The sequence below is a fragment of the Achromobacter sp. 01N37 genome (genome assembly GCF_056399725.1).
In genome coordinates this window covers 139,095-163,278 of the sequence record NZ_JBFTRX010000003.1, presented here as the reverse complement: position 1 = coordinate 163,278, position 24,184 = coordinate 139,095, and the positions used below count along the sequence as shown (strand labels likewise).

General features: G+C 62.6%; 18 protein-coding genes. 8 read left to right on the top strand and 10 right to left on the bottom strand.

Annotation, left to right across the window (positions count from 1 at the left end):
• Positions 1-90: 90 nt before the first annotated feature.
• Positions 91-1,713, top strand: a complete 1,623-nt coding sequence (locus AC1DSJ_RS06905; protein WP_175170019.1) for a putative bifunctional diguanylate cyclase/phosphodiesterase — start codon at positions 91-93, stop codon at positions 1,711-1,713.
• A 58-nt stretch (positions 1,714-1,771) separates the two neighbouring features.
• Here AC1DSJ_RS06905 and AC1DSJ_RS06900 read toward each other — a convergent pair whose 3' ends face one another.
• Entirely contained in the window at positions 1,772-2,686 is a 915-nt protein-coding gene (locus AC1DSJ_RS06900) for a LysR family transcriptional regulator (protein WP_441371171.1), read from the bottom strand.
• Positions 2,687-2,937: 251 nt separating this feature from the next.
• On the opposite strand from AC1DSJ_RS06900, the gene AC1DSJ_RS06895 reads away from it, so the two are divergent.
• A complete protein-coding gene (locus tag AC1DSJ_RS06895) occupies positions 2,938-3,804 on the top strand; it encodes an NmrA family NAD(P)-binding protein (protein WP_441371170.1) in 867 nt (288 codons plus the stop codon).
• A gap of 111 nt (positions 3,805-3,915) precedes the next feature.
• Positions 3,916-4,500 carry a nucleotidyltransferase family protein gene (locus AC1DSJ_RS06890; RefSeq protein ID WP_441371169.1) on the top strand — a complete coding sequence of 195 codons (585 nt, stop codon included), beginning with the start codon at positions 3,916-3,918 and terminating at the stop codon, positions 4,498-4,500.
• A gap of 88 nt (positions 4,501-4,588) precedes the next feature.
• Here AC1DSJ_RS06890 and AC1DSJ_RS06885 read toward each other — a convergent pair whose 3' ends face one another.
• The 7 genes from AC1DSJ_RS06885 to AC1DSJ_RS06855 form a co-directional block, all read right to left on the bottom strand.
• Complete coding sequence (locus AC1DSJ_RS06885; protein ID WP_441371313.1) at positions 4,589-5,128, bottom strand: carboxymuconolactone decarboxylase family protein; 540 nt, start codon at positions 5,126-5,128, stop codon at positions 4,589-4,591.
• A gap of 68 nt (positions 5,129-5,196) precedes the next feature.
• Positions 5,197-6,390: an MFS transporter gene (locus AC1DSJ_RS06880; RefSeq protein WP_088589717.1), complete on the bottom strand. Its 1,194-nt coding sequence runs from the start codon at positions 6,388-6,390 to the stop codon at positions 5,197-5,199.
• 57 nt (positions 6,391-6,447) lie between these two features.
• Positions 6,448-7,206 carry an SDR family oxidoreductase gene (locus AC1DSJ_RS06875; RefSeq protein WP_441371168.1) on the bottom strand — a complete coding sequence of 253 codons (759 nt, stop codon included), beginning with the start codon at positions 7,204-7,206 and terminating at the stop codon, positions 6,448-6,450.
• Between the two features lie 128 nt (positions 7,207-7,334).
• Positions 7,335-8,285 carry a GlxA family transcriptional regulator gene (locus tag AC1DSJ_RS06870; RefSeq protein WP_006385423.1) on the bottom strand — a complete coding sequence of 317 codons (951 nt, stop codon included), beginning with the start codon at positions 8,283-8,285 and terminating at the stop codon, positions 7,335-7,337.
• A gap of 120 nt (positions 8,286-8,405) precedes the next feature.
• On the bottom strand, positions 8,406-9,764 hold the full coding sequence (locus tag AC1DSJ_RS06865) for an MATE family efflux transporter (protein ID WP_441371167.1): 1,359 nt from the start codon (positions 9,762-9,764) through the stop codon (positions 8,406-8,408).
• A gap of 202 nt (positions 9,765-9,966) precedes the next feature.
• Complete coding sequence (locus AC1DSJ_RS06860; protein ID WP_080564215.1) at positions 9,967-10,089, bottom strand: zinc-binding dehydrogenase; 123 nt, start codon at positions 10,087-10,089, stop codon at positions 9,967-9,969.
• A 171-nt stretch (positions 10,090-10,260) separates the two neighbouring features.
• Positions 10,261-11,253 carry an AraC family transcriptional regulator gene (locus AC1DSJ_RS06855; RefSeq protein WP_441371166.1) on the bottom strand — a complete coding sequence of 331 codons (993 nt, stop codon included), beginning with the start codon at positions 11,251-11,253 and terminating at the stop codon, positions 10,261-10,263.
• Between the two features lie 57 nt (positions 11,254-11,310).
• On the opposite strand from AC1DSJ_RS06855, the gene AC1DSJ_RS06850 reads away from it, so the two are divergent.
• A complete protein-coding gene (locus AC1DSJ_RS06850) occupies positions 11,311-12,558 on the top strand; it encodes an MFS transporter (protein ID WP_175169904.1) in 1,248 nt (415 codons plus the stop codon).
• 126 nt (positions 12,559-12,684) lie between these two features.
• Here AC1DSJ_RS06850 and AC1DSJ_RS06845 read toward each other — a convergent pair whose 3' ends face one another.
• Together AC1DSJ_RS06845 and AC1DSJ_RS06840 are read right to left on the bottom strand one after the other, a co-directional pair.
• Positions 12,685-19,527 carry an autotransporter outer membrane beta-barrel domain-containing protein gene (locus tag AC1DSJ_RS06845; protein ID WP_441371312.1) on the bottom strand — a complete coding sequence of 2,281 codons (6,843 nt, stop codon included), beginning with the start codon at positions 19,525-19,527 and terminating at the stop codon, positions 12,685-12,687.
• Between the two features lie 888 nt (positions 19,528-20,415).
• Positions 20,416-20,892 (bottom strand): hypothetical protein, encoded by a 477-nt coding sequence (locus tag AC1DSJ_RS06840; protein WP_342066476.1) that lies wholly within the window; start codon positions 20,890-20,892, stop codon positions 20,416-20,418.
• A gap of 100 nt (positions 20,893-20,992) precedes the next feature.
• Between AC1DSJ_RS06840 and AC1DSJ_RS06835 the strand changes: the two genes are divergently transcribed.
• From AC1DSJ_RS06835 to AC1DSJ_RS06820, 4 genes are all read left to right on the top strand, one after another.
• On the top strand, positions 20,993-21,175 hold the full coding sequence (locus AC1DSJ_RS06835) for a hypothetical protein (protein WP_441371165.1): 183 nt from the start codon (positions 20,993-20,995) through the stop codon (positions 21,173-21,175).
• A gap of 148 nt (positions 21,176-21,323) precedes the next feature.
• The gene (locus AC1DSJ_RS06830) at positions 21,324-22,598 is read left to right on the top strand and encodes a Zn-dependent hydrolase (RefSeq protein WP_175169900.1); all 1,275 of its coding nucleotides are present in this window, start codon (positions 21,324-21,326) and stop codon (positions 22,596-22,598) included.
• 156 nt (positions 22,599-22,754) lie between these two features.
• Complete coding sequence (locus AC1DSJ_RS06825; RefSeq protein ID WP_006226863.1) at positions 22,755-23,090, top strand: thioredoxin family protein; 336 nt, start codon at positions 22,755-22,757, stop codon at positions 23,088-23,090.
• A 68-nt stretch (positions 23,091-23,158) separates the two neighbouring features.
• The gene (locus tag AC1DSJ_RS06820) at positions 23,159-24,064 is read left to right on the top strand and encodes a DMT family transporter (protein WP_441371311.1); all 906 of its coding nucleotides are present in this window, start codon (positions 23,159-23,161) and stop codon (positions 24,062-24,064) included.
• The last annotated feature ends 120 nt before the right edge of the window (positions 24,065-24,184 follow it).

Below are 24,184 nucleotides of genomic sequence, written 5' to 3'. Positions count from 1 at the left end.
ACGCGAACATAGGTCCGAAAAATGGCACGACATACGCAAGATCCACCGGCTGCTGGCGCCCACCAGCCGGCACCGGCTCACCTGGCGGAAATGCTTGATAGCCTTAGCGACGGATTCATGTCGATAGACAAGTCCTGGCGCTTTACGTACCTCAACAACACCGCCGAGCGATATTTGCAGCAGGAGCGACAAAACCTCCTCGGACGCGAAATCTGGCAGTGTTACCCGGACTTGGTGAACTCCGGCTACTACCGGATCTACCGGCACACAGCGGCCACAGGACGTCCCGGCTGCCACACTGGCTATTACGCCCCGCTCCGCACTTGGTTTGAAGCGCGCTCATTTCGCCACGATGAGGGTATTACGGTGCTTTTTCGCGACGTCACGCGCGAACACGAGCACGCTGCCCAACTGGAGTTTGAAGCGAGTCACGATTATCTGACGGGGTTGGCGAATCGACGCAGTTGCATGGAAGCCCTGTCTCGTGCCGTCGCTGGCGCTGCTTTGCCAAGCACGCCGAATGACGTGTCTGTCGCGGTGCTGTTTATCGACTTGGACCATCTGAAGGAAGTCAACGACGCGTTCGGCCATGCTGCCGGTGACGCACTGCTGCGTAATTTCTCGGTAAGGCTTACCGCAAGTCTCGGACCTGCCTTTTTTGCTGCGCGCGTAGGCGGCGACGAGTTTGTTCTACTGTTGCGCAACACCACAAAAAGCGCCGCAGAAGCGTGCGCCTTCGCGGTGCTCAATGCGCTTGCCATGCCGTTCGAAATAGGCGGTCGAGCGATATCTTTGTCTGCCAGCATTGGTATCGCCCTGATGGGAGAAGACCCCGAAACCGCCGAGACGTTGCTGAGTCAGGCCGATACGGCCATGTACGCGGCCAAGTCGGCTGGCGGGCTTCAAGTACGCACGTATGACGTGATACTGGACCGGGGCGTGCGCAACCGGGTCGCGTTGCGCTCCGATCTGCGTGCGGCATTTGCGCAGAACCAGTTCGAGCTTCATTTCCAGGCCCAGATATCTCTCGCGGACGCCACCCTGATCGGTGCCGAGGCGCTTCTTCGCTGGCGTCATCCCGAACGGGGCTTGCTGACACCTGACGCATTCTTGGCGCTGCTGCTTGAGTCCCCCTACGAGGGCGTCCTTGTCGATTGGCTGCTCAATGCGGTTTGCCTGCATATCGCCGCATGGCAACAGATGGGCGTCAACGTACCGCGAATCAGCCTGAATCTATCGGCTCGGCAACTACTCGATATGGGGCTGGCAGATCGCATTCACCATGCCGTCCGGAAACACGGCATCTCTGCCGCCATGCTCGATGTGGAAATCACGGAAGACTGCCTGGTCAGCGATATCGAAATGGCGACTTCCGTTCTCGCCACGCTGAAACAAGCCGGACTATCCACGTCGCTCGACGACTTCGGTGCGGGATACTCCAGTTTGAGCTATCTGGTCCGGCTGCCTGTTGACACGCTCAAGATCGACAAATCCTTTGTCCGCGGGCTGGCGGCGTCAGAGAAGGCCTCGGCGGTAATTCGAGGCATCGTCGGTCTTGCTCGTTCGCTGGGCATGAAAACAATCGCCGAAGGGGTCGAGCACCAACATCAGGCCGATGAGTTAAAGGACGCGGGCTGCGACGCCATCCAGGGTTATCTCGTCAGCCGGCCGCTTAGCTCAGACGCCTTTGTGGAGTTTGTGCGACGTGCGTAACGGCACAGAACGGCGTTGACGCGGTCACGCCGTCGCAGCGCCAGCCTGTGCCGGCGCGTCATTGATTGCGGGTCAGCTCGATAACGAAGTCAAGAAACGCCCTGGTCTTTGCCGGCATGTGATGGCGCGACGGGTAGTAGGCGTAAAAGGGATATCGCTCGTCGGTCCATTCGGGAAACAGATTAACCAAGCGGCCCTCGGCAATCAGATGCTCGGCGCCCAGGACAAGCATCTGCGCAATCCCTGAGCCGGCCAGGCATGCATTGAGAAGCGCGCTGGGATCGTTGACCGTGAGGCGGCCTCGGGTGTCGACCAAGATGCGTTTTCGCCTGCGGTGGAACTCCCAAGGAAACGGCTTGCCCGTCCCCGGATTGCGGAATTCAAGGCATCGGTGGTTGCCGCTTTCAAGTTCTTCCGGTTTGGCTGGTCGCCCCCAACGCGCGATGTACGACGGCGCGGCGACCGTCACAATGCCGCTATCCAGCAGTTTCCGCGCGATCAGGGTGGATGACTTGGGCTCGCCAAACCGTAGCGCAAGGTCGAAACCGTCCATGACAAGGTCACCCAGACTGTCTCGCGCGATGAACTCGATTTCGAGCTCCGGGTGCGCGTCCATGAACGCATTGAGCCGCTGCCCAAGAATGATCCGGTAGAACACGGGGTCCAGATTGACTCTCAGCTTTCCCCGCACCGCCAACGCGCCACCTGCCGCGGCCGCGGCTGCTTCCTCCAGCCCTGCAAGATGAGGCATGACCTGTTCGTAAAACCGGCGGCCTTCTTCTGTCAGGGAGACGGAGCGCGTCGTCCGGTTAAAGAGCCGGATCTTCAATTTCTCTTCCAGCCGCGCAACCGCCCGACTGACGCCTGGCGGCGACATTCCCAGCACTTCCGAAGCGGCGGCAAACGTCCCTGCATCGACTACCGCTGCAAACACGCCAATGCCGCCGGACAGCTTCTCGCTACTGTATTTCATGGTCGCGCTCGTAGGACGGATGATGGGTCACAAGTGATTGGCTACAGGTCAGCACGGCATCCTCGCCCCGGACGGCCATGCTTCAAACCGATTTCAATCATGCCTAATTAGTGATTCTATGTCACTTATCTAGTGCTATCCCTGTCATTTTGTTTTGATTGGCATTTCCGCAGAATGCACTTCACCGACGCTTCGTCGATGAACGGCGCCTTTGCGGCGCCACGTTATTTATCCATGTAAGGAGAGTGGCAATGTTTGCAATTACGGGGATCACAGGCAAAGTCGGCGGCGCAGTCGCCCGCCAGCTTCTCGCAGCCGGTCAACCGGTGCGTGCGGTGTTGCGCGACACAACACGAGCGGGTCCGTGGGCAGAGCTAGGCTGTGAAATCGCGATGGCTCGCATGGAAGACGCTGCGTCGCTCACCGCTGCGTTCGAAGGCGCAAAAGGTGTTTTCATCCTGCCTCCTTCCGAGTTCGATCCCGAGCCAGGGTTTCCCGAGGCGCAGGCGGTGATCGACGCCGTGTCAACGGCGATTGCAAAGGCACGGCCCGAAAAAGTGGTTTGCCTGTCGACGATCGGAGCCCAGGCGCAAGAAAGCAATCTGCTCACTCAGCGCACATTGATGGAGCAGGCGTTGCGCAAGATGCCCATGCCGGTGACCTTCCTGCGGCCGGGCTGGTTTATGGATAACGCAGCATGGGACGTCGCGTCCGCGCGTGACGATGGCGTTATCGCCAGTTACCTGCTGCCGCTCGACAAGCCCGTACCCATGGTCGCTACCGCAGACGTCGGGCGCGTTGCGGCCGAACTTCTCCAGCAGACGTGGGCCGGCGTACGCATTGTCGAACTCGAAGGCCCGCGCCGAGTGTCACCCAACGATCTCGCGTCGGCTTTCGCTCGCGTGCTCGATCGCCCCGTCCGCGCCGAGCGTGTCCACAGGCAGACCTGGGAAGCGCTGTTCCGCTCACAGGGCATGAAGTATCCGCTGCCACGGATGCGCATGCTGGATGGGTTCAACGAAGGTTGGATCGATTTCGAAGGGCGCCCTGATGAAATCACCCACGGCGAGGTCGAGCTTGAAACGGTTCTGGCCGAGCTTGTGTCACGTCGGGTCTGAACGACGCGATGTGGCACATTGAGGACTGCTTACGGCCAGAAGCGGACAGCCGACGATTCCGGATATGCTGTTTCCACATACAAGCAACCGGAAATTCTAGTTCCTGGCGAAATGATGACAAACGTTCGAGCGGGCTATGAGCAACAACTATGCGACCTCGTCGAATCCTCTGAGCAACTGATGGCTGCGCTGCGGGCGGTTCGCTGCCTTGGTTTGCCCTCGTGGTGCATCGGTGCAGGGGCCATCAGATCCTTGGTTTGGGATAGCTTGCATGGCTTTCAGGAGCCCTCGAACTTGGATGACGTGGACGTTGCGTACTTTGATGCCGAAGCGCCTCTAGCTCTGGATGCCGAACTTCAAGAGCGGCTGCATTGGCTCCTTCCCTCGCTCACTTGGGAAGTGACAAACCAGGCCAGAGTGCACGAGTGGTTCGCAGAAGCGCTCGGTCAGGCGGTTTCACCCCTAACGTCTTTGGAAGATGGGCTGGCCACTTGGCCAGAGTTTGCCACTTGCGTTGGCATTTGCCTGGACGGTGATGAATCATTGAAGGTCATAGCGCCGTACGGATTGAATGACCTGTTTGAACTGCGAGTTCGGCACAACCCTCGGCGGGCGAGCGTCTCAACGTTTATGCACCGCGTGAATTCCAAGCGATTCGGCCACCGATGGCCTCGGCTTTCAATCAATACACCCTGACCGCACATAGGACCGCTCCGGGTCGGGAACGGTCATCGACCCGACTCGGCCGCCCCTCCTTACTGCTCTCGTTCCCCCGTCACTCCCATCACTTCAGTTCTGGAAAGTCCACCACGGTGTCATTCGCACGATTGAACACGTTCGTAAACGTGATGACGGCGATGGCCAATGCGATATCCACGACGGCCGCGTCTGGAAAGCCCGCCGAGCGCAAGGCCGTGAGTTGCTCGGCGTCGAGGGTGCCTCGGCCTTCTTGAAGGTGCCGGACAAACTGGATCAGCGCATCGCGCTTTGCATCGCCGGTCGGCTGCAGCGCCCTGATGGCGCGCACGGTGTCCACGGGCAGGCCCGACGCCTTGCCCGCCAAGCTGTGTGCAGCGACGCAGTAGTCACAACCGGCAATCGCGCTCACCGCCAACTTGATAGTTTCCCGGTCCTGCGCGGACAGGACACCTTGCGCCAGCACCGCGTCGGCGGACAGCATCGCCTTAAGTGCGGGCGTATTCAAGGCGCCAATGGCCGCATAGGCATTGGGGACCATGCCCACCGCTTTGCGGATAGCGGCGAAAACGTCGGCGGTTTCGCCGGAGGCGCTAGCGGCGGCGGGCGTATTGATACGGGAAGTCATTTTCTTGGTTCCTTTCAAAGTGGTGTTGCTGAAAACCGGCAGCGGTGAACCCGCCGATCCAGAGAAATTCAAGCTCTACGCGCAATGGCGGCGTTCAGGCCCAAGGCGATCAGTTCCGCCATGGCCGCCACGACGCCAATTGCCCAAATGGCGCCAGCGCCCAACACGGTGGCCCCCAGGGCGCTACCGATTGAAAATCCGAAATACATCGTCGAGGTGTTAAGCGCTAGCGCAACGGGCGCTTGCGAGGGGACGCCCGCGCCGATAAGCCGTGCCATCTGCGCGGGAAAGAATGACCACACGGTGAAGCCCCACACAGCCACGGCGACCATCACCAGACCCAACGAAACGCCCGATGGCAGCGTCGTTGCAACGGCCAAAGCCAGGAACGACAACGCCAACAGCACGAGCGACCCGCGCACCACCGTGTCAGCCCCGAAGCGATCATTGAGGACCCCACCCGTCATGACCCCAGCCGCTGCACAAAGCCCCCAGAGCGAGACAGACGCTGTGATCTCCAATGGACCAAAGGCCAACACGGCGCTCAGATACTCGGCGATATACGGGTAGGCAGCAAAGGCGCCGATCGACCAGAACAGGCTGACCGCCAGCAAGCGCAACACGGAACGCTGCGCCACCACCGAAACACGTTCGCGCAAACTGGCCACCGCGATGCCCTGCCCCGCGTCACGGTCGATGCCAGTCAAAATGCCTGCAATGGCCACCAGGCTCATCGCGCCGACCAGCAGAAAGGTTGCCCGCCAGCCGAACGCGTGGCCGATCAGTCCGCCAAGCGGCAGGCCCAATGCGATGGCCAATGTCTGCCCCCCGCTGACAATGGCAAGCGCACGCCCCCGCATCGTGGGTGGGACGATGACGCCGGCCAGGCCATTGGCGGCGGGCACATATAGCCCCGCCGCAATGGCCATCAGCACGCGCGCGGCGATCAGCACGGTGAACGACGAAGACAGCGCGGCCACGACGTTGCCAATGGCGAACAGGGCCATCGCAATCAGCAGCACCTGCTTGCGCGCCATGCGGCCGGTGGCCACGGTGGTCACCGGCGACGACAATGCCAGCACCAGCGTGAACACGATCACCAACAGGGCGACCGTGGGAACGGGCAGCGCAAAGTCCTTCGCCATGACCGGCAGCAAGGGCGCGATCATGAAGCCTTCGGTGCCAATGGCGAACGTTCCCAAGGCCAGGAATCCCGCCGGCAGCAACACCGTGCGCGAATCGTCGGCAAGCGTTGCGGTCATGACGCAACTCTCCTAAAAATGCAGTCTGTGCGGGCGCAAGCCCGCCTATCAGGCGTCTTAGACGGGGATGGGATTGGCGGCGATTTCAGTGTTGAAACCGTCAATCAGCGCATGTTCGTCAATGCCGGGGTTGTCGCGCAGGGCACGAATCGCCTCAACAAATACTTCCGGTGCGTCGGTTGCCAGCCCCTTCATCGTTTCGGCGATAAAGGCATCGAGCGGCATGGCGCGAGGATCACCGCTCTTTTTGATCAGGTCGGTGTCGACCCACGGAGGCGCGATTTCCTGGACGGACACGCTGGTGCCTTTGAGCATGAAGCGCTGCGACAAGGCATACGAGTGCAGCGCCGCCTTCGAGGCGGAATAGACGGCATTGGTGGCGATAGGCACGTAGGCCAGAACCGAGGTGTTGTGAATGATCGTCGCGCGCGGCTGCGCCTTCAGGTGTTCGATCAGCGCAGAGGTCAGCCGGATCGGGCCAAGCAGGTTCGTGTCGAGAATCTGGCGCGACACGGCATCATCGATCCGGCCCGAAGGATCGTCGAACGGCATGATCCCCGCATTGTTGATCAGTACATTCAGCGTCGGGTAGTCGCGGATCAGTTGCGCGGCAACGCGGTCGATGTCGGCCGCATCCGAGATGTCCAGGGCGACGCCCTCGATCCCCGGACGGGCCGCCGCCACTTCATCCAGCAGCGCCTGACGGCGCCCGGCGATGATGACCTTGTTACCCAGGGAATGAAACTGTTCGGCAAGCGCGCGGCCAATGCCCGAGGTGCCGCCCGTGATAAAGATTGTGTTGCCCGTCATCTGCATGATTTGTCCTTGTGTTGCGCCTGGATGGCGCCTTCGATGGACGTACTATGCGCGGGTCGGGTGAAGTCTCAAATGCCATAGATCCGGCAAAAACGGACACGGGTTATAAGCAGGCCGCCCAAGGTCAGTCAGGCGGCGTCGCGGTCTTGCATCGACACCAGGCTCCGCTTCACGCTGGCCGGGGGCTGGCCAAGGTTGCGCAGAAAGGCGCGCCGCATTCGGTCACGGTCAGCAAAACCCGTGTCACGCGCCACGATTTCCAAAGGGTGACGACCGTCTTCCAACATGACGCGCGCAGCCTCCAAGCGCAGCATTTCCACGGCCTTGGCCGGAGACCGCCCGGTTTCTTCGCGAAATACCCGGCTGAACTGACGCGGTGACAGGCTGGCAGCCTCGGCAAGCTCTTCGACAGACAAGGGATTGCGCAGGTTTTCACGGGCGTAGGCCAGCGCGCGCTTTACCCGGTCAGAGCGAGGCTCCAGCGCAAGCATCGCCGAAAATTGCGATTGCCCGCCGTGGCGACGATGGTAGACGACAAGCCTACGAGCCAGTGCCCGGGAAAGCGCAGCCCCATGGTCGTCCTCGATCAGCGCAAGCGTCAGGTCGATGGCCGATGACATTCCCGCCGACGTCCAGATGTTGCCGTCACGGATGAAAATTCGGTCCTCTTCGACCCTGACCTTCGGAAAGCGCGCCCGAAGCGCCGGCGCATGCGCCCAGTGCGTGGTGGCGGTACGGCCGTCAAGCAGACCGGCGTGCGCCAGCACAAAAGCGCCTGTGCATACCCCAGCCACCCGGCGGGCTTGTTCCCCCGCACGGGCGAGATACGCACGCAGCCCGGGCGAAATATCCTGGGGCGCCAATTGGCCGGCAACCATCAGGGTATCGGGTATGACACCTAGCGGCGTCGTTTCGATACCTGCGTTCATGGACGACCTGACCGTGCCGCCTTTTTCAGAGAGCACCGTCAGCCGATAGCCCTTATCGCCCAGCTCAGTATTGGCGAGCTCAAAGGCAGAGAGCGCCGCCAAACCCATCAGCTGGAAGCCATCTTCCAGGATTAAACCAACGTGCCGCATCATGCTTCCTTTTCAGGCAATGAAAGATCAGCTTAATCCGGCACGGGGAACGGCATCCACGTTGTTGAAAAATATCGGCCCACTTTGTTGCGCCATTTGGACGTCGAAAGCCATCCTTCGTTATTCCTGTTTCCGGCAATCGCGCAGCAGCGCATAAAGCCCCGCCGCACCAAAAGCCGCCATACCCAGGCCCACGCTGACGAACAGCCCGGTCTGCGTGGTGGCGATCAGCCCCCCACCCAACGCCACCACCGTGCGCGCCAAGGCCCCCGCCAACGGTACCGCCATCTTTCCGGTGCCTTGCGCGGCGCAGTACTGGGTGAATCCAAGCCCGAAGAAGCCAAAAAAGGGGCCAACATGGCGCAGGTAAACGCTTCCCGTCGCCACACTTTCGGGGTCCGTCAAAAACGCGCCCAGCCATAACTCGGGCCATATCGCAACCACCAACCCAATAGTCTCGGCAACGCCCAACCCCAGACAGGCTGCGATCAACGCGGCGCGGCGTGCGCGATCGATCCTGCCTGCCGCCGCGTTGGTGCCAATCAGGATCGCGGCAGGCCCGCCGATGCCGAAACTGAGCGGCACCAACAAGAATTCCAATCGCGCAGCCGCGCCGTATCCGGCCACGGCCGCCAGACCGTACGCCCCAACGTAGCCGGTAACGATGGCGATGGTGAGATTGGTACTTGTCGCGATAAGGGCCGACACGCCGCCGACCTTGAGAATTTCGGCAAATAGCCGACGTTGCAGCCGCACCGGTCTGGCGGCCGGCTGCAGCACCCCTTGGCCACGCCAAAGATATATTGCGAAAACCAGGCTACCAACGGCGTAATACAAAACCATTGCCAACGCGCCGCCTGTCACGCCCAGCCCCTGAAAGCCTGCCGCGCCAAAGATCAGCAGCCACGATACCGGTATCAGGATGACGCCGCCGCCGCACACCACCCGCATCGGCAAGCGCACATTGCCACTGCCCCGAATGACCGCCAGCAGTGCATTGAACAGCCATATCAGCGGTGCGCCGCCAAAGACGACGGCGGCATAGTGGTCGGCGTGCGCAAGCGCTTCGCCGCTAGCTCCCATGGCACGGAACGCCGCGGAGCCAAAAGCCAAGACGAGCCCTGCCGTGACAAGCCCAAACGCCACCGCAATGGCGACAGCATGCCAAACCAGCGCGTTGGCTTGCACGCGGTCGTTGCGCCCCAGCGCCCGCGCAACTGCGCCAAGCATTCCCCCACCGACCGCGCCGGTCGCAAGCGCCGTCGTCAATGCCAGCAGTGGAAACACAACCGACACGCCAGCGAGCACGTCTTCACCGAGCTGGGAGAGAAACCACACCTCCATCAGTCCGACAAAGGTTTGGCTGAGCATCACCAGCAGTGTCGGGCCGGCAAGCGACAACATCACAGGCAAAATCGGGGCGGTCAGCAGGCGCTCGGTCTGGACGTCACGGCTGCGGGAATCGGTCTGCGCGGTCATGACGGCACTCGAAGACGGTTCTGGGCGAGCGCAGAATAGGCCAATGTCGTGTTGGCGGGAATGTCGAATACACGGCAATTCGCGCCATGCTGATAGTCAGATGCGAAACAATGGGGTCAGGCTGGACTCACCCGGATTTCCCCGGTTGCTCAAACCAGCCCACATCTGACTCATGCGCCCACGCGCTGAAGCGTCTTCAGTTTCAAGCCATGTGCAGTAGCAGCTTGCCCACGGTGAAACGGCTTGCCATCTCTACGGGGGCCCTTGCGGCTTCGGCAAGTGGATACTCGCCTCCGATAAGCACTCTGAGCTTGCCTTCGGCTATCCAATCGAACTTCCGCTACGACGTTAATCGGCCAGAATCGGACGTTGGTCGCATGCTGTCCATTAGACTTCCTTGGCCGAACATAGGGCGAAGGCGATGCGTGATGCGTGATGCGTTGCTATCCACCGCCGTTCCGGCCAACGCTGTCTGCGTGGGCCCTTACGTGGAAGTTCAACGCGCATTTCGGCTAGAGCCTGGGGGAAGACCGGTAACACGCTTGAACGCACGGCTGAATGCTGCCTGCGACGTGTATCCCAAGCGTTCCGCTACCGTGTCGATCGGCAACCTGTCGTGCGTCAGCCATTGCCTGGCAAGACGCATCTTCAACTCGTTGGCGTAGCGCAAAGGTGGCGTTCCCACCGTGGCATGAAATCGCTCGGCAAAAACAGAGCGAGAAATATGGCACTCGCTCGCCAACTCAGCCAATTTCCAATCTCGGGCTGGTTGGCGATGCAAGGCGAGAATGGCGCGAGCAAGCCTTGGATCACGCAGCGCTGCGGCCAGGCCGGAGGCATTGTCGCAACCGCACTCGATCCATCCCCGGACAATCATCGCGGCGACCACTTCGGCTAATCGGGCCAGAATGTCCGCAAACCCCACGCGTCGGGAACAGATTTCGCCTTTCATCGCGGACAGAATTGGGACCATGCCAGGAAAGCGGTCGCTGTCGGCATTCACGCACATGACGTCCGGCATCAGTTGCCCCAGAGCCCGCATGCCGCCAAGGTCGAACTCCATGCAACCGTAAAAGAAGATTGCGCTGGGTACGATGCTGGTACTTGGGCAGGCATCCACATCGGTCACGGAATTGCCGATCAAGGCGGCTTCAAGCGTCTCGATATCTTGCAAGTCGGCGTCCTCGGCGGAAAGCCATTGATGAGCCTGCCCATGAGGCAGAAACACCGCATTGCCGGCGCTCAACTTGTGCAAGCCGCCCGCCTCGGTACGTAGTACGGCCGAGCCCACAGCCAAGTAGTAGAAAAAACCGTGGCCAGCCTTCGCGTCAAAGCTCAGTCCAAAACTGGGCCCGGTCTGCACACGCCGGTACTGCACCCCGCGCAGACGCATTCCGGTAAGCAACTCACTGATCAAGTGCGGAGGAAGAGCGTAATCGTGCGACAACGACATCGGATTTTCTGTCAAAAATTCAGTACGGAACATCATAGATCATCCCGATCCTAAGTCCTAGACTGCACTCACTGATTTTCTTGGATGAGTGCAATGCGTAGTTTTGTTGATCTTTCCAACCCCGAAGGTTCAGCCAGCCCGGTGGACATTGAGCCGGTGTCAGCCGCATGGACCGCAGTGTTCTCGCTGGCGATGGGTGTATTCGGCCTATTGACCGCGGAGTACTTGCCGGCAAGCCTCCTGACGCCCATGGCGGAAGCTTTACGCGTATCAGAAGCCATGGCGGGTCAGGCAGTGACGGTTACTGCGGTGGTGGCGCTTTTCGCAGGCTTGCTCGTGCCCGGTCTTACGCGCAGCCTCGATCGGCGTACGGTTCTGCTGGGCTTTTCCACTTTAATGATTGTGTCCAACCTGCTGGTTGCGGCGTCGTCGAGCATGTGGGTGCTGCTCTTGATGCGCGTCCTGCTCGGGATCGCCTTAGGAGGGTTCTGGAGCATGGCGGCAGCTGTCGCCATGCGATTGGTACCGGCGGCGCTCCTGCCACGCGCGTTATCCATCATCTTTAGCGGCATTGCCGTGGGGACAGTGGTCGCCGTACCGTTGGGGAGCTATCTTGGCGGCCAGTTCGGATGGCGCAGCGCCTTTGTCGCCGCTGCGGCAGTGGGTGTATTGACGCTGGCGTTCCAATGGTTCACGTTGCCGCGCATGGCGCCGCGCCGGCCTGCCCGGCTCAGAACGATTTTGGACGTGCTCTTGCGGCCCGGAATTGCCCTTGGAATGTTTGGCTGCATTCTGGCGCATACAGGCCATTTCGCTCTCTTTACCTATATCCGGCCGTTCCTGGAAAGCACTGCGGGCGTTGGAACGAACGGCCTGGCGCTGATGCTACTTGGCTTCGGCATTGCGAACTTCGCAGGCACCATGCTGGCAGGTTGGCTGATGCAGCGTAGCTTGTATGTCACCTTGGCTCTGATGCCGGCCCTCGTCGGCGGGAGCGCCTTGGCGATGGCGCTTTTCCCGGCGTCCATACCGGGTCAGGCAACGCTGATTGCAGCGTGGGGCCTCGCGTTCGGAGGCGTTCCCGTTGCATGGTCAAACTGGGTCGCGCGCGCCGTGCCGGATCAAGCCGAAAGTGCGGGCGGGATGGTCGTAGCGTCGGTGCAGTCCTCAATCGCCATAGGCGCCGCAGCAGGCGGTGCAATGTTCAGCCTGAGAGGCATTGAAGGCGTTTTCGTTGCAGGAGGGTGTCTCATGCTGTTTGCCGGCCTCTTCATCTGGATGCGCGTAAAAGTACCCTCGCCTTCGATCGGTGCAGCCGCGCCGCCCGCCATTCATCTGTGACCCGGTTGCCAGAAAAGGCCGCCTTCCTAGCCGTCGCCCCTGGTGAACCGGTGCTGGCTCACCGCCACACATGCGCTATTTGGTCACGATGAACATGCGGCGCATACTCCCGCAGCGGCACACTGCCTAAAACGGCATCGATACCTTCAGAGCTCCCGCATGGCTGCTGCCCTTGGAGGCGAACTCGCCGTCATACTGCAAGCGGAAGTCCAGACCGGCTGCGTTCAATACTTGGAAGCCGGCTCCCACGCGTCCGATCACGTTGTCAGTTGGCATGGAGGTTGTGAACGAACCCGCGCCCGCAGGCGCCCCGTCGAGACGCGCTTTGGTCTTCCAGCCGTCTTCCGACAGCAACGACACGCCGGCATATGCAAACGGCCGCATCATTGCGCCTTTGGGCAGGTCGACTCGCCCACCCAGCTCCAGCGTCGGGGCCACGCCCAGCACGAACTGGTCGCTGCCATCGACCTTCAAGCGCAACGCGTCGCCCGACTCGGTGTAGCCCGGCATGCGGGAGTACGTGGCATCCAGGTCTACATAGGGCTTCAGATAGAAGCTGCCTTGCGCGAAGGTGCGCGCGGCTCGCAGCCGTGCGCCAAAGCTATACACATTCGGGCTGCTCTTGGCCGTATTGCCGTAGCGCGCAATGTTCAGGTTCCGGTCCATATCGTACGAGCCATACCCGCCGCCCAGTGCACCCGAAAACGTCCACTGATCCACTTGCCTTTTGAGCACGATACCGGCGTAACCCGCATCGCCCGATCCGCTGACACGACGGTCATCACCCGCCAGACGGGAGTTCTGGTATGCCATGGAACCACCCAGAAATGTGTTGGGTGCAATCTCGCGCTGACCGCCAAACTGATACGTTGTGCTGTCGTAGCTAAAGCTTGATGTGCGGTCGACCCCATCCTGCTTCGTGCGGCGGCCGCTGACTTCACCCCAGAAGCAGTTCTGTTCTTTGGTAGACGAGTCCGCGGCATTGAACGTGGGGCAAGACATCATCGCGCCGGTGAACCGTGCCATCGCAAACTGCATCTGCGCAGCCGGCGCCAAGGCCACGCCGGGCGACAAGTCCGTCAGGCGCGCCTGGTATTCGCCCGCGCCGGTTCTGGATGCGGTGTCCAAGACGGCGTACAGCGTCGAGAGCGCACTGCTGCCACCCAGATCCCAACCTTGTTGCAGGTGCTTGCCCACTTCGGATTGATTCCCCGCCAGTCCCATGGAGTTGGCGTTGAAGTTGGCGCTAGCCACATGCACATACGTCTCTTGGCCGCTTTGCCGGGCGGAGTAATCGAACACGGGTGAATCCACGGCCGTGAGCGCGCCGGCCTGCGTGCCATTCACCGTCAATACCGACAGCTCACGCTTGGGCAGCAACGCGCGCGGCGCGATGAGCACGCCGCCATCAAGCGTGGCCGGGCCGTTGATGAGCAGTTTGTCGGACACCAGCGCGTTGAAATCCGCACCCACTTGCAAGACGCCCGACGCGCTTTGCGAGAAGTCACCCGTCAACGTGGTTTGCGCGAACCGTGTGCGTTGATACCCCAGCAGCCTTCCTTCCTTGCCACCGAGTGCAACCAGGCCATTGTTGACGAGGTCGCCTTCAAATTCCACGCCGGCCATCACACTGCCGTTGTTGACCATCTTGCCCCCATTCAACGCCACGGAGCCTTGGATCGTTCCATTGTTGGTGACCCCAAGCGCGCTACCCGTTGCAAGAATGGCGTTCTCTTGTACCTGTGTCAGCTCACCGCCTTGACCGATGGTAAGCGTGCTGTCGACAACGCTGTCGATCCATACGCTTGCGCCGGGGCCGCCGCCGCCCACGACCAGGCCATCGATCGTCATCTTGACACCGCCACTGCCATTGGTGTTTTGCGCAAAGATAGCGACACTGTTCATGCCGTGCGATCCGATATAGCCGCTGGCGGGCACATTCACCGTGACGGTGGCATCGTTCATGACGCCCCTCATGGCGGAGCCCGCGTAGACGGAGTTGCCATCAGTGCCCAGTTGCAGGCCACCGCCAGCGCCTACGCTTTGCGCCAGGATGCCTACTGCGCCATCGCCCGTGACCGAGATGGTGCCTGGCACCGTCACGGTGACATCTCCGCCGCTTCCAGACCCCGGCGTCAATGTACCGACTTTGCTGCGGTCGATTGTCAATATCGCCCCGGTGTTCGGCAGACCGATGATGCCGCCCCCGCCGCCCACCGATTGCGCGACGATACCGTGAGCACCGGTACCCGATGTGTTGATTCTGCTGGCCGCGCCCAAGGTCACGTTGACCGCGCCACCGTCAGAAACACTATCTGAAAACGGCTTGGAACCATAGATGCTGGTTTGAACGCTGGATGCAAGCTGGGCTTGGGAATTGGCAATGATGCCGCCACCGCCCCCGATGCTCTGCGCCAATATGCCGAAACCGTTATTGCCATAGGTGTTGAAGGTAATGCTGCCTTGGTCCTGGAAGGCCACAGTGCCGCCGCCGCCAGAGTTATAGCTTGCCTGGCTGCCGCTAACCAACTGGGTGGCCGGCATGGCAAGCGGCCCCAGGCCAAGCGTTTGCCCGCTGCCCGAACCGGCATAACCCCCACTGCCGCCTACCGACTGCAGCACCGCGCCAAAGCCCCCTTCGCCTGTGGTCGTGATCGTATTGCTGTTCTTGGTGACCAAGGTGACATTGCCGCCGACTCCGCCAGCGACACCGCTGCCGCCGTTACCGCTGCCCACTGAAAACAGCCCGCCAGACTTGTCCGACCCGTCGGCTCCCCAGCCGCCACCGCCGCCGATGCTTTGCGCGAGCACGCCCGACGCCGCATAGCCCGCCGTCTTGATCACGCCACCCGACAGGTTGGTCGTGACCTGACCGCCATCGGCGCCTAAACCGCCCGATCCGCCAAGGGTGACGTTGGAATTGATGGTCACGTCCGGCAGGTGGGCGATGCCGGTTGCAGCGGCGATGCCGCCCTTGCCACCGCCACCCCCAACACTCTGGGCCACGATGCCGCTGGCCCAGTCGCCCGCCGTTTGAATGAAGCCGCCAGCGCCCAGGTTCACGGTCACAGCGCCCCCGGTATTGCCGGCGCCTCCCGTGCCGCCCAGGGCCACGCTGAACGAGCCCTTGAATACCCGCGCGCCGCTAGCGCTATCGGCAACGGCTGCGTTGGTGATGTTGGTCACCCCTGCGCGCACGAAAGTAGCTGCAATGACCGGGTTGTCGGCTGACGCATCTGAGCCGGCTGAACCACCCAGGCCGCCGCCCCCACCGATGGATTGCGCCAACACCCCCACCGCGTCGCCCCCGCTTGTGATGATGCTTCCATCAACGTCGACGATGACGGTACTGCCACTGCCTCCGCCACCGCCCTTCGTACCCACTGCGAGGTTCGCGGTCGGCGAAATATTGCTGGCGCTGATGCCGACGTTGATCGATCCGCCTTGCGAGGTGCCGCCCCCGCCGCCGATGCTTTGTGCAATGACACCGATCGCACCCGAGCCATAGGTGGTGATGGCGGCGGTGGGAAGGACTTGCACCTGCACCGCGCCGCCGTCACCGCCTGAGCCACCCGTCGAACCCAGTGACACATTGGCCGTCAGGCTATAGCCGCTGCCAAACGCCTGCGTATTTCCCGTGCCGAAGCCCGCATCGCCCCCGCCCCCGCCAATCGACTGGGCTTTGACGCCATTCGCGTAGTCGCCAAAGGTGGTGATACGGGATGTGGACGTGCCCGCCGCATCCGGCGTGAAGCTTGCTACGCCGTTTGAGACATTGATCAAGCCACCCAGCGCCATCGAGACCGCAGCGCCATTGCCGCCCACGCCGCCCGACCCGCCCACCGTGAACGTAGGCGTCACGGAAAGCGAGATCGCCTCGTCCGGCAGAGTCCCGTAGCCCGCGCTGGCAGCAAGCGCCGACGAATCGCCGCCTGCACCGCCGCCTCCGCCAATACTTTGAATCAGTACGCCGGTTCCGCCTTGCCCGCTGGTGGTGATTTGCGCCCCTTGAGACGCCGCAAAAGTGACATATTCACCGTCGCCACCGCTGCCGCCAGCGCCGCCCATGCTGACCGCCGACGCGAGCGCAAACTGAACACTGCCGCTTGGGACGACAGGAACCGACAACGCCAGCGCTTGTGCAGATGCCGAGCCGCCCAGCCCACCGCCGCCACCAATGCTTTGAACCACCGCGCCATAGGCGTCAACCGGCAGTGTGTTGTAGGCAATCGGGGCGCAAGATCCGCCGCACGCGCCAGCGCCAAATATCAATAGCGGATTTTGGCCAGTGGCGATGCTTCCCCCAATCATTTGCGATGAGACCGGGGCGCCATTTCCCCCTGATCCGCCTGTGCCGCCGAGTGCGACAGAAGCGGAAAATCCCATGCCGACCGAACTCGCAAATGCCTGCCCGCCCGTGCCGCCCCCGCCACCGACAGACTGCGCGATTAACCCGGCGGCTTTGGTTCCCGATGCGCTGATAGTGGTATTGGTCAGATTGGCCGACGTATTGCCGCCGGCTCCACCGTCGCCCGCCGTCCCGCCCAAGGCGACCGATACAAACAGCCCCGTGCTGCCGGCGTTGCCGGCATTCCCGCCGCCGCCGCCCACCGACTGCATGACGATGCCGTGCGCGCCGTCTCCACTCGTGGCGATTTTGACGCTGCTGAGGTTGGCAGAGGCGACCCCGCCCGCGCCGCCCAGACCGCCTGTTCCCCCGATGCTGACGATGCCGGTCGAGCCGCCGCCGTCACCGCCGCCCCCGCCAATGGACTGCCCCAAAATGCCGATGCCGGCGGTGCCCGTGGTCGTAATGCTGCCCGATGAACCGTTCACCGAAACCAAGTTGCCATTGGCCGTAAACGGGTTGGTTGTCGAGTTGCCGCCAACCGACCAAATCAGCCCGCCCGCCTGACCGCCCGCACCGCCCCCGCCCGCAACCGATTGCGCCAGAATGCCTTGCGCATTACTGCCCGCGGTCGAGATCGTGCCAATGTTGGTGATGTTGACGGTACCCACGTCGCCGCTTGATCCGCCCGTTCCCGCGCCGCTATAGAAGACACCGTATCCATCGGCGCCCGCCCCGCCTGATCCGGAGAGCGATTGCGCAAGAATGCCGCGTGCGGTGTTGCCCGACGTCGTGATGACACCGTTATTGCTGACGGTGACCGCCCCGGTGTTGCCGCCCGCGCCCCCCGCCCCCCCGGTTCCGCCCAATTCGCCATCGCTGCCCCCGCCATTACCTCCGCCTCCACTGGCGCTCTGCGCCAATATGCCAATCGCGTCAACTCCTTGCGTCGTGATGCTGGAGGCGCCATCGATCGACACGCTGACGTTGCCGGACGATCCGCCCGCGCCACCCGGCGCGCCATTGGCCACTGTTTGAGAGGCGGTGCCGCCTGTTCCCCCGCTGGCGCCGATGCTTTGGGCCACCACGCCGGGGGAGTTGTCACCCAGCGTGGTAAGCACCGTCGACGCCAAGGTCACGTTCACGTCACCACTGCGGCCGCCCGCGCCTCCGATGCCGCCCGCCCCACCGCCGATCGTGCCCGACAACGCGCCGCCATCCGCGCCCTTGCCGCCGCCCGTGAACGCATACACGCCCGCCGAGTCACTACCGGTTGTCTTGACGGTAATCGGCAGTTGGGACTGCCCGTTCAGCGCAATATTGATTTGCCCGGCATTGCCGCCAGCGCCGCCATTACCCGCATTGCTGGAACCCAGGCCCGCAATGTCACCGCCGTAAAAACCGCCAGCGGCTCCTGCCCCACCCTGCAGCAAGGCGACGACGCCAGGCGCCGTTGAGCCGTCAGTCGAGAAGGTGATGGCAGTCGTCAATGCAGAGACCAAGATGCTGCCATCGCCTGCGATGCCGCCGCGTCCGCCGTTCAAGTCGTGGTAGCTTCCCGTGCTGAAATTGCCGCCACCGTTACCGCCTGTCGTGGTGACCACAATCGCCGACACCTTGTCGCCGGATGTGGTCACGCTTGCATCGGTGTCCGTGAATTGCGCCGACGCGGATGACACGGGTTTGCCAGACTGAATCTGACCGGCATCGCCGCCGTTGCCGCCAATCACGTCATCGTGATTGGAGGGGGCATCCCCCCCTTTTCCGCCCTTGATGATGACTGCGGCTCCCGCCCCCGCGCCGGGCGGCGCGCCCGTTTGGGTCACCTTGACGTTTCCACCCGCATTCAACGTCATCGACGCGCTCATCAATTGCGCGGCGCCCTGCCCCGCGTTGCCGCCATTGCCGTCCAGGCTTGCGGTGCCGCCATTGCCCGATTGCGCCTGAGCCTGTATGCCGTATAGCGTGGAGCCGCTGTCACTGCCGCTATTCCAATTCCAATTCAGTGCGACCGCGCCGGAATTAATCACGGACACGGCGCCCCCACCGCCACCGTCCAAGCCGTTGCCTTCGCTATTGGACGCCCCTGAGCCCCCTTTGCTGACGGCCTGAATCCCTGCGTAACTACCGGTCCCCGTCAGCGTGACATTGATGCCGCCCGTGTTGACCAACGTGACACCCATAGACTGACCGCCTGCGCCCCCGCTGCCTTCCGACGTCTCGCCACCCACACCGCCTTCGGACAGTGCAGATAAGGCTGCGCCTTGGGTGACGCTCACGCTTGGCATCGTCATGGTGATCGCGCCGCTATTGGTCAGCGACAAAATCTGTGCCGGCGACCGGCCTGCCACGCCGCCATTGCCCCCATCATGTCCATCATTGCTGCTCACGCCGTTGCCGCCCAGCATCTGGGCAAACAGGCCATAGAAGTCCCCGCTGATGGCGGTCGAGCTACCTTGAAGCGTCAGATTTCCGCTGTTGGTAACGGTTAAACCTTGCGTATCGCCACCGGTCAGCGTGCCGCTGGGGTTGCCGTTATCACCGAACGACAAGATCTTCAGCGCCGCCGTGGTCGACGCCTGCACCGAAACGGTAATGTCGGCCGTCGCGCCAACTGTCATCGTGGGCACCGGCGAATTATTTCCAGTGGGATGGACGAATATCTCTTGGGAATAGGTCCCAGACACCTGGCAATTGAGTGCAGTGCTACCTGAGCAGGGCAGCGTCGTCTGGCCCGACGCCGTGGCCGAGAGCAACGCGCCTGCAATAGCGGCGCTGAGTGCAGTCAGCACTGTGGGAAACTGGCGATCCGTCATGTCGATTCCGTCCTTGTGTAGCCGGCGTAAATCAATTGCAGGTCGCTCATACGTCGCGAATGCTCACACGGTGGTGTGACACGCGATGCCTATAGGTAAGCCGTGTTTCCAAACCGGGGGGCCACTCTTCGAATAGATCTTATGGTCGACCTGGCAATAAATGCCTAGATGCTTCTTTGACTGCCCCGCCAAGCGCCACCCCACAGGCCACCGAAGATGGATGGCAAGTCGTGGATGCCTAGGGGACATTCAAAAGAAATAGGGGCCGATTGGACCAGCATCTGGCGAGACCCGCATCAGACTAAAGTCGTAGGCGCCATCAGTAGAACAAATCCCACCCATGTGGAGATTCGGGGGGGGTGCGGCACTGGGCAGCCAGCCAATCAACGGGATGCACGAACCCGTGACGCGCCAATGGCCGCGTAGGCGTTGGGGACAGCACCAGATTGGTCTCGGTCACGCAAACGCCTTAGTGGCGGCGTTTCTCGCGAAGAAGTAGCGCGTCAAGCAACATGCCGCAGGATCATCCGCTACGAATCAGCGTTTGCTCGACGAAGTTTCAACGGCAGCAACGGGCCGGAAGACGTCGGCGGTTGCACAGTCCAACCCAGTTTCCTGAGCCGGAATATCGTCGTGGGTATACGCCTTGAGATCGGGCGGCATATGGGGCTGCGTAGGCTGTTGCATACGACGTTACGTCAGTAGCGCCGCCATGGCGCGGCCCGCAATCATGTCTTCGAACAGGGCCGCGAGATTCGGGGCGACGTCGCGGGTGTCCTCGAATTCCGGCTCGATGCCGTGCACGATGCGGCCCGAGTCGCGTTCTATCGCCAGGAATTCGTAATCGCCGGCAACGCTCATGTAGATCGGCGTGTGCTGTTGCCAGAAGTCCAGGACCGCCTGCCGGCCGGCGTCGTCCAGCGCGGCCTCCAGGCTGATATCGCGCAGGGTGTGCCAGGGAAAGGCGCTGTCCGCCGTGCAGTCATGGTCGGCTGCACTCAAGAACCAGCGTGTCTGGTTTGCGTTGTGCAATTCGGTGAATGTCGCCAAGAAAGCGTCATAGCCGTACGCCTCGCCCGGCGCGGCCGCTGGCGTCGAGGTGGGCGTGGTCCGCAGCACCGTCCAGCCATGAGCGGCGAGATGATCCAGGAAGCGTTGTTGCGATGTCATGTCGGTTTCCTCGGATGAGCTATCTATGATATTTCAGTCTTAGCGAACCCGGGTTTTCCGGACACCCTAAGACGTAGGCAATACTTGAAGGAGGTGTCCCATGGATAAATCCAAACCCAAACCCAAATCCAAATCCAAATCCAAACCCGAAGCCAAGCCGAGCGATGCCAAGCGCCAGCACCACAGCCGAGAGTTCAAAATCGAGGCGGTGCGGCAATTGGAGGAAGGCAAGATCAGCGGTACGCAGTTGGCATTGATGTCCGGCAGCGGCATCATGCGCTGAATCGAGCAGACATGAACGCTGACGCCAGCGCCTTGCGTCAGCGTGACGTCATGCGCCATTTGCACGCGGGATACCGTGACGTCCGCAACGCAGCCCAGACCGGAAGTTCGTCATGACATAATCCCTGGCGCATCGTTCAGGAATTCTCATGCCGCACCCCTCCCCCGCTTTTCCCCCTCTCAATGCCGAACGCCTCTGGGCCCGCGTTGAAACCCTGTCCCGCTTCACCCTGCCCGACGTCCCCTGGACGCGCCGCGCGTTTTCGCCGCTGTTCAACGACGCGCGCGCCTGGCTGCGCAGCGAGTTTGAAGCGGCGGGCCTGACCACGCGCCTGGATGCGGGCGGCAATCTGGTCGGCACGCGCGCCGGCCGCAACCCGGGCGGCAAACCCATCGCCACCGGCTCGCACTGCGACACCGTCATGGCAGGCGGCCGTTTTGACGGCATCATCGGCGTGTTGGCGGGTATTGAAGTTGCGCACACGATGCAGGAACACGGCATCGAACTGGACCATCCGTTTGAAGTCATCGACTTCCTGTCTGAAGAGCCCAGCGACTACGGGATCTCGTGCGTGGGCAGCCGCGCGCTGTGCGGCCAGCTCTCGGCCGACATGCTGGCCGCTCGCAACCCGGAAGGCGAAACGCTGGCCGAAGGCATCGCCCGCATCGGCGGCGACCCGGCCGCGCTGAGTGCGCCGCTGCGCCGCGCGGGCGACACGGCGGCGTTCGTTGAACTGCATATCGAACAAGGCCCCGTGCTGGAAAGCCGTGGGCTGCCGATTGGTGTGGTCACCAACATCGTCGGCATCCGCCGCGTGCTGATTGTGGTGGAAGGCCAGCCCGACCACGCGGGCACCACGCCCATGGATATCCGGCGCGATGCGCTGGTGGGCGCGGCGCGCATTATTGATGCCGCCAGCCGCCAGGCCAGCGCGGCCAGCGGCAATCCGCATTACGTGGTGGCCACGGTGGGCCGTTTGTCGATGACGCCCAACGCCGCCAACGCGGTGCCGGGCCGCGTCGAGCTGACGCTTGAAATGCGCAGCGACAGCAATGCCGTGCTGGACGCCTTTCCCGAAACGCTGATGGCGGGCGTGGCCGACGACCTGAAGGCGCTGCGCCTGACGGCTCACTTCTCGCAGCTGAGCCGCGCCCAGCCCACCGACTGTTCGCCACTGGTGATGGACGCGGTGAAGGCCGCCGCCGACCAGTTGGGTTACGCGTCCATGCGCCTGCCCAGCGGCGCGGGCCACGACGCGGTGTACATGGCGCCCACCGGCCCCATCGGCATGATCTTCATCCCCTGCCTGAACGGCCGCAGCCATTGCCCGGAAGAGTGGATTGAACCGGCGCAGTTGCTGGACGGCACGCGCGTGCTGTATCAATCGGTGCTGGAGCTTGACCGCGTGCTGCGCGGCAACTGAGGCCGGCTTGTTGCTGGCAGACCGGCTTCGGCAGCCCCGATATCGGCAGACCCCTGCCGCCGCTGCGGTTATCGCCGGGCGGCAGGCGGTGCGCTGCCATAATGGACGCCTTGCGCAGGGTTCGCCCGGCGCCCACCGCACGTAATCTTGCCGCCCATGGAACAGATAGAACTCAACGACAGCACCGCCGACCGCTTCCTGCTGGACGCCCCCGGCCTGACGCTGCTGGTCTTTCACAGCCGCACCTGCGGCACCTGCCGCATCGCGCGTGAGCAATTGCCTGCGCTGGAATTACCCGTCGAACGCGTTTGCTGGGTGGATGCAGGCGACAACCGCGGCCTGGTGGAACGCTACGAAGTCTTCCACCTGCCCGCCATGTTCGTCACGCGCGACGGCGCTTTCTTTGGTCCGGTGCAATCGACGCTTGCCGAATGGGATCTTCGGCAGCAGATCGGCCTGGCGCTGGACAGCTACCCCGCCGAACTGCCGTGAGCGCGCCGCTCTCAGCCCCCTCCTCCAAACCGCTGCGTCTGCCGCTGGACACGCTGGCCACCGCCGGCATGCTGGCGCTGTGCGTGTGCTGGGGCTTTCAACAGATCGCCATCAAGCTCGTCGCGGGCGACATCGCGCCGATCATGCAGATTGGCCTGCGTTCGACGTTCGCGGCGCTGGTGCTGGCGGTGGTGGTGGGCCGCGCGGAAGGCGGACGCGCGTTCCGCGACGGCACTGCCCTGCCCGGCCTGATCGTGGGCCTGCTGTTCGCGGGCGAATTCCTGTTTGTGGCGCAGGGGTTGCTGTACACGACGGCCTCGCATATGTCGGTGTTCTTGTACACCGCGCCCATCTTCGCCGCGCTGGGGCTGCATTGGCTGCTGCCCGAAGAGCGCATGCAGCCGTTGCAATGGCTGGGCGTGGCGGTGGCGTTCGGGGGAATTGGGGTGGCGTTCCTGGGCGGAGGCAGTGATGCGGCGGGCGGCACTGTGGCGGGCAGCACTGCGGCGGCCGGCATCAACATGCTGCTGGGCGACGCCATGGGCTTGGCGGCGGGTTTGCTGTGGGGCGCAACCACGGTCGCCATCCGCAAGACCTCGCTGTCGGAAGCCGCGCCGTCGAAGACCTTGTTCTATCAAATGGCCGTGGCCTCGGTGGTGCTTCTAGCCTACGCGGCCTTCACGGGCCAGCACGGCATCCGCTACACGCAGGCCGCCGTGCTCAGCGTGGCGTTTCAGTCGGTGGTGGTGGCGCTGTCGAGCTATCTGGCGTGGTTCTGGCTGCTGCGCCGGTATCTGGCGTCGCGCCTGTCGATCCTGTCGTTCATGACACCGTTGTTTGGCGTGAGCTTTGGCGTGCTGATTCTGGACGAACCGCTGGACCGCCATTTCGTGCTGGGCGCGGTCATGGTGCTGGCGGGGATCACACTGGTCAGCGGCGCGGGCTTGCTGCGCGAGAAGCTGCGCAGGCGGTGAAGTGGATATCCCTCGGGCTTGCTTCAGGCCCGAGGCGAGACCCGCTTCAGACCCGAGGCAGGCCCGCTTCAGGCCAGAGGCAACCGCCGCGTCAGGCCCGCAGCGGACCCGGGTCAAACC

Bases quoted from the DNA above. Each gene is read 5' to 3' on its own strand.
- AC1DSJ_RS06855 (WP_441371166.1), bottom strand. From the start codon at position 11,253: ATGATGTTCCGTACTGAATTTTTGACAGAAAATCCGATGTCGTTGTCG.
- AC1DSJ_RS06845 (WP_441371312.1), bottom strand. From the start codon at position 19,527: ATGACAGTTGGCGCGACGGCCGACATTACCGTTTCGGTGCAGGCGTCG.
- AC1DSJ_RS06880 (WP_088589717.1), bottom strand. From the start codon at position 6,390: ATGACCGCAACGCTTGCCGACGATTCGCGCACGGTGTTGCTGCCGGCG.
- AC1DSJ_RS06835 (WP_441371165.1), top strand. From the start codon at position 20,993: ATGGATAAATCCAAACCCAAACCCAAATCCAAATCCAAATCCAAACCC.
- AC1DSJ_RS06875 (WP_441371168.1), bottom strand. From the start codon at position 7,206: ATGCAGATGACGGGCAACACAATCTTTATCACGGGCGGCACCTCGGGC.
- AC1DSJ_RS06895 (WP_441371170.1), top strand. From the start codon at position 2,938: ATGTTTGCAATTACGGGGATCACAGGCAAAGTCGGCGGCGCAGTCGCC.
- AC1DSJ_RS06850 (WP_175169904.1), top strand. From the start codon at position 11,311: ATGCGTAGTTTTGTTGATCTTTCCAACCCCGAAGGTTCAGCCAGCCCG.
- AC1DSJ_RS06870 (WP_006385423.1), bottom strand. From the start codon at position 8,285: ATGCGGCACGTTGGTTTAATCCTGGAAGATGGCTTCCAGCTGATGGGT.
- AC1DSJ_RS06865 (WP_441371167.1), bottom strand. From the start codon at position 9,764: ATGACCGCGCAGACCGATTCCCGCAGCCGTGACGTCCAGACCGAGCGC.
- AC1DSJ_RS06840 (WP_342066476.1), bottom strand. From the start codon at position 20,892: ATGACATCGCAACAACGCTTCCTGGATCATCTCGCCGCTCATGGCTGG.
- AC1DSJ_RS06885 (WP_441371313.1), bottom strand. From the start codon at position 5,128: ATGACTTCCCGTATCAATACGCCCGCCGCCGCTAGCGCCTCCGGCGAA.
- AC1DSJ_RS06825 (WP_006226863.1), top strand. From the start codon at position 22,755: ATGGAACAGATAGAACTCAACGACAGCACCGCCGACCGCTTCCTGCTG.
- AC1DSJ_RS06820 (WP_441371311.1), top strand. From the start codon at position 23,159: ATGCTGGCGCTGTGCGTGTGCTGGGGCTTTCAACAGATCGCCATCAAG.
- AC1DSJ_RS06890 (WP_441371169.1), top strand. From the start codon at position 3,916: ATGATGACAAACGTTCGAGCGGGCTATGAGCAACAACTATGCGACCTC.
- AC1DSJ_RS06900 (WP_441371171.1), bottom strand. From the start codon at position 2,686: ATGAAATACAGTAGCGAGAAGCTGTCCGGCGGCATTGGCGTGTTTGCA.
- AC1DSJ_RS06905 (WP_175170019.1), top strand. From the start codon at position 91: ATGCTTGATAGCCTTAGCGACGGATTCATGTCGATAGACAAGTCCTGG.
- AC1DSJ_RS06830 (WP_175169900.1), top strand. From the start codon at position 21,324: ATGCCGCACCCCTCCCCCGCTTTTCCCCCTCTCAATGCCGAACGCCTC.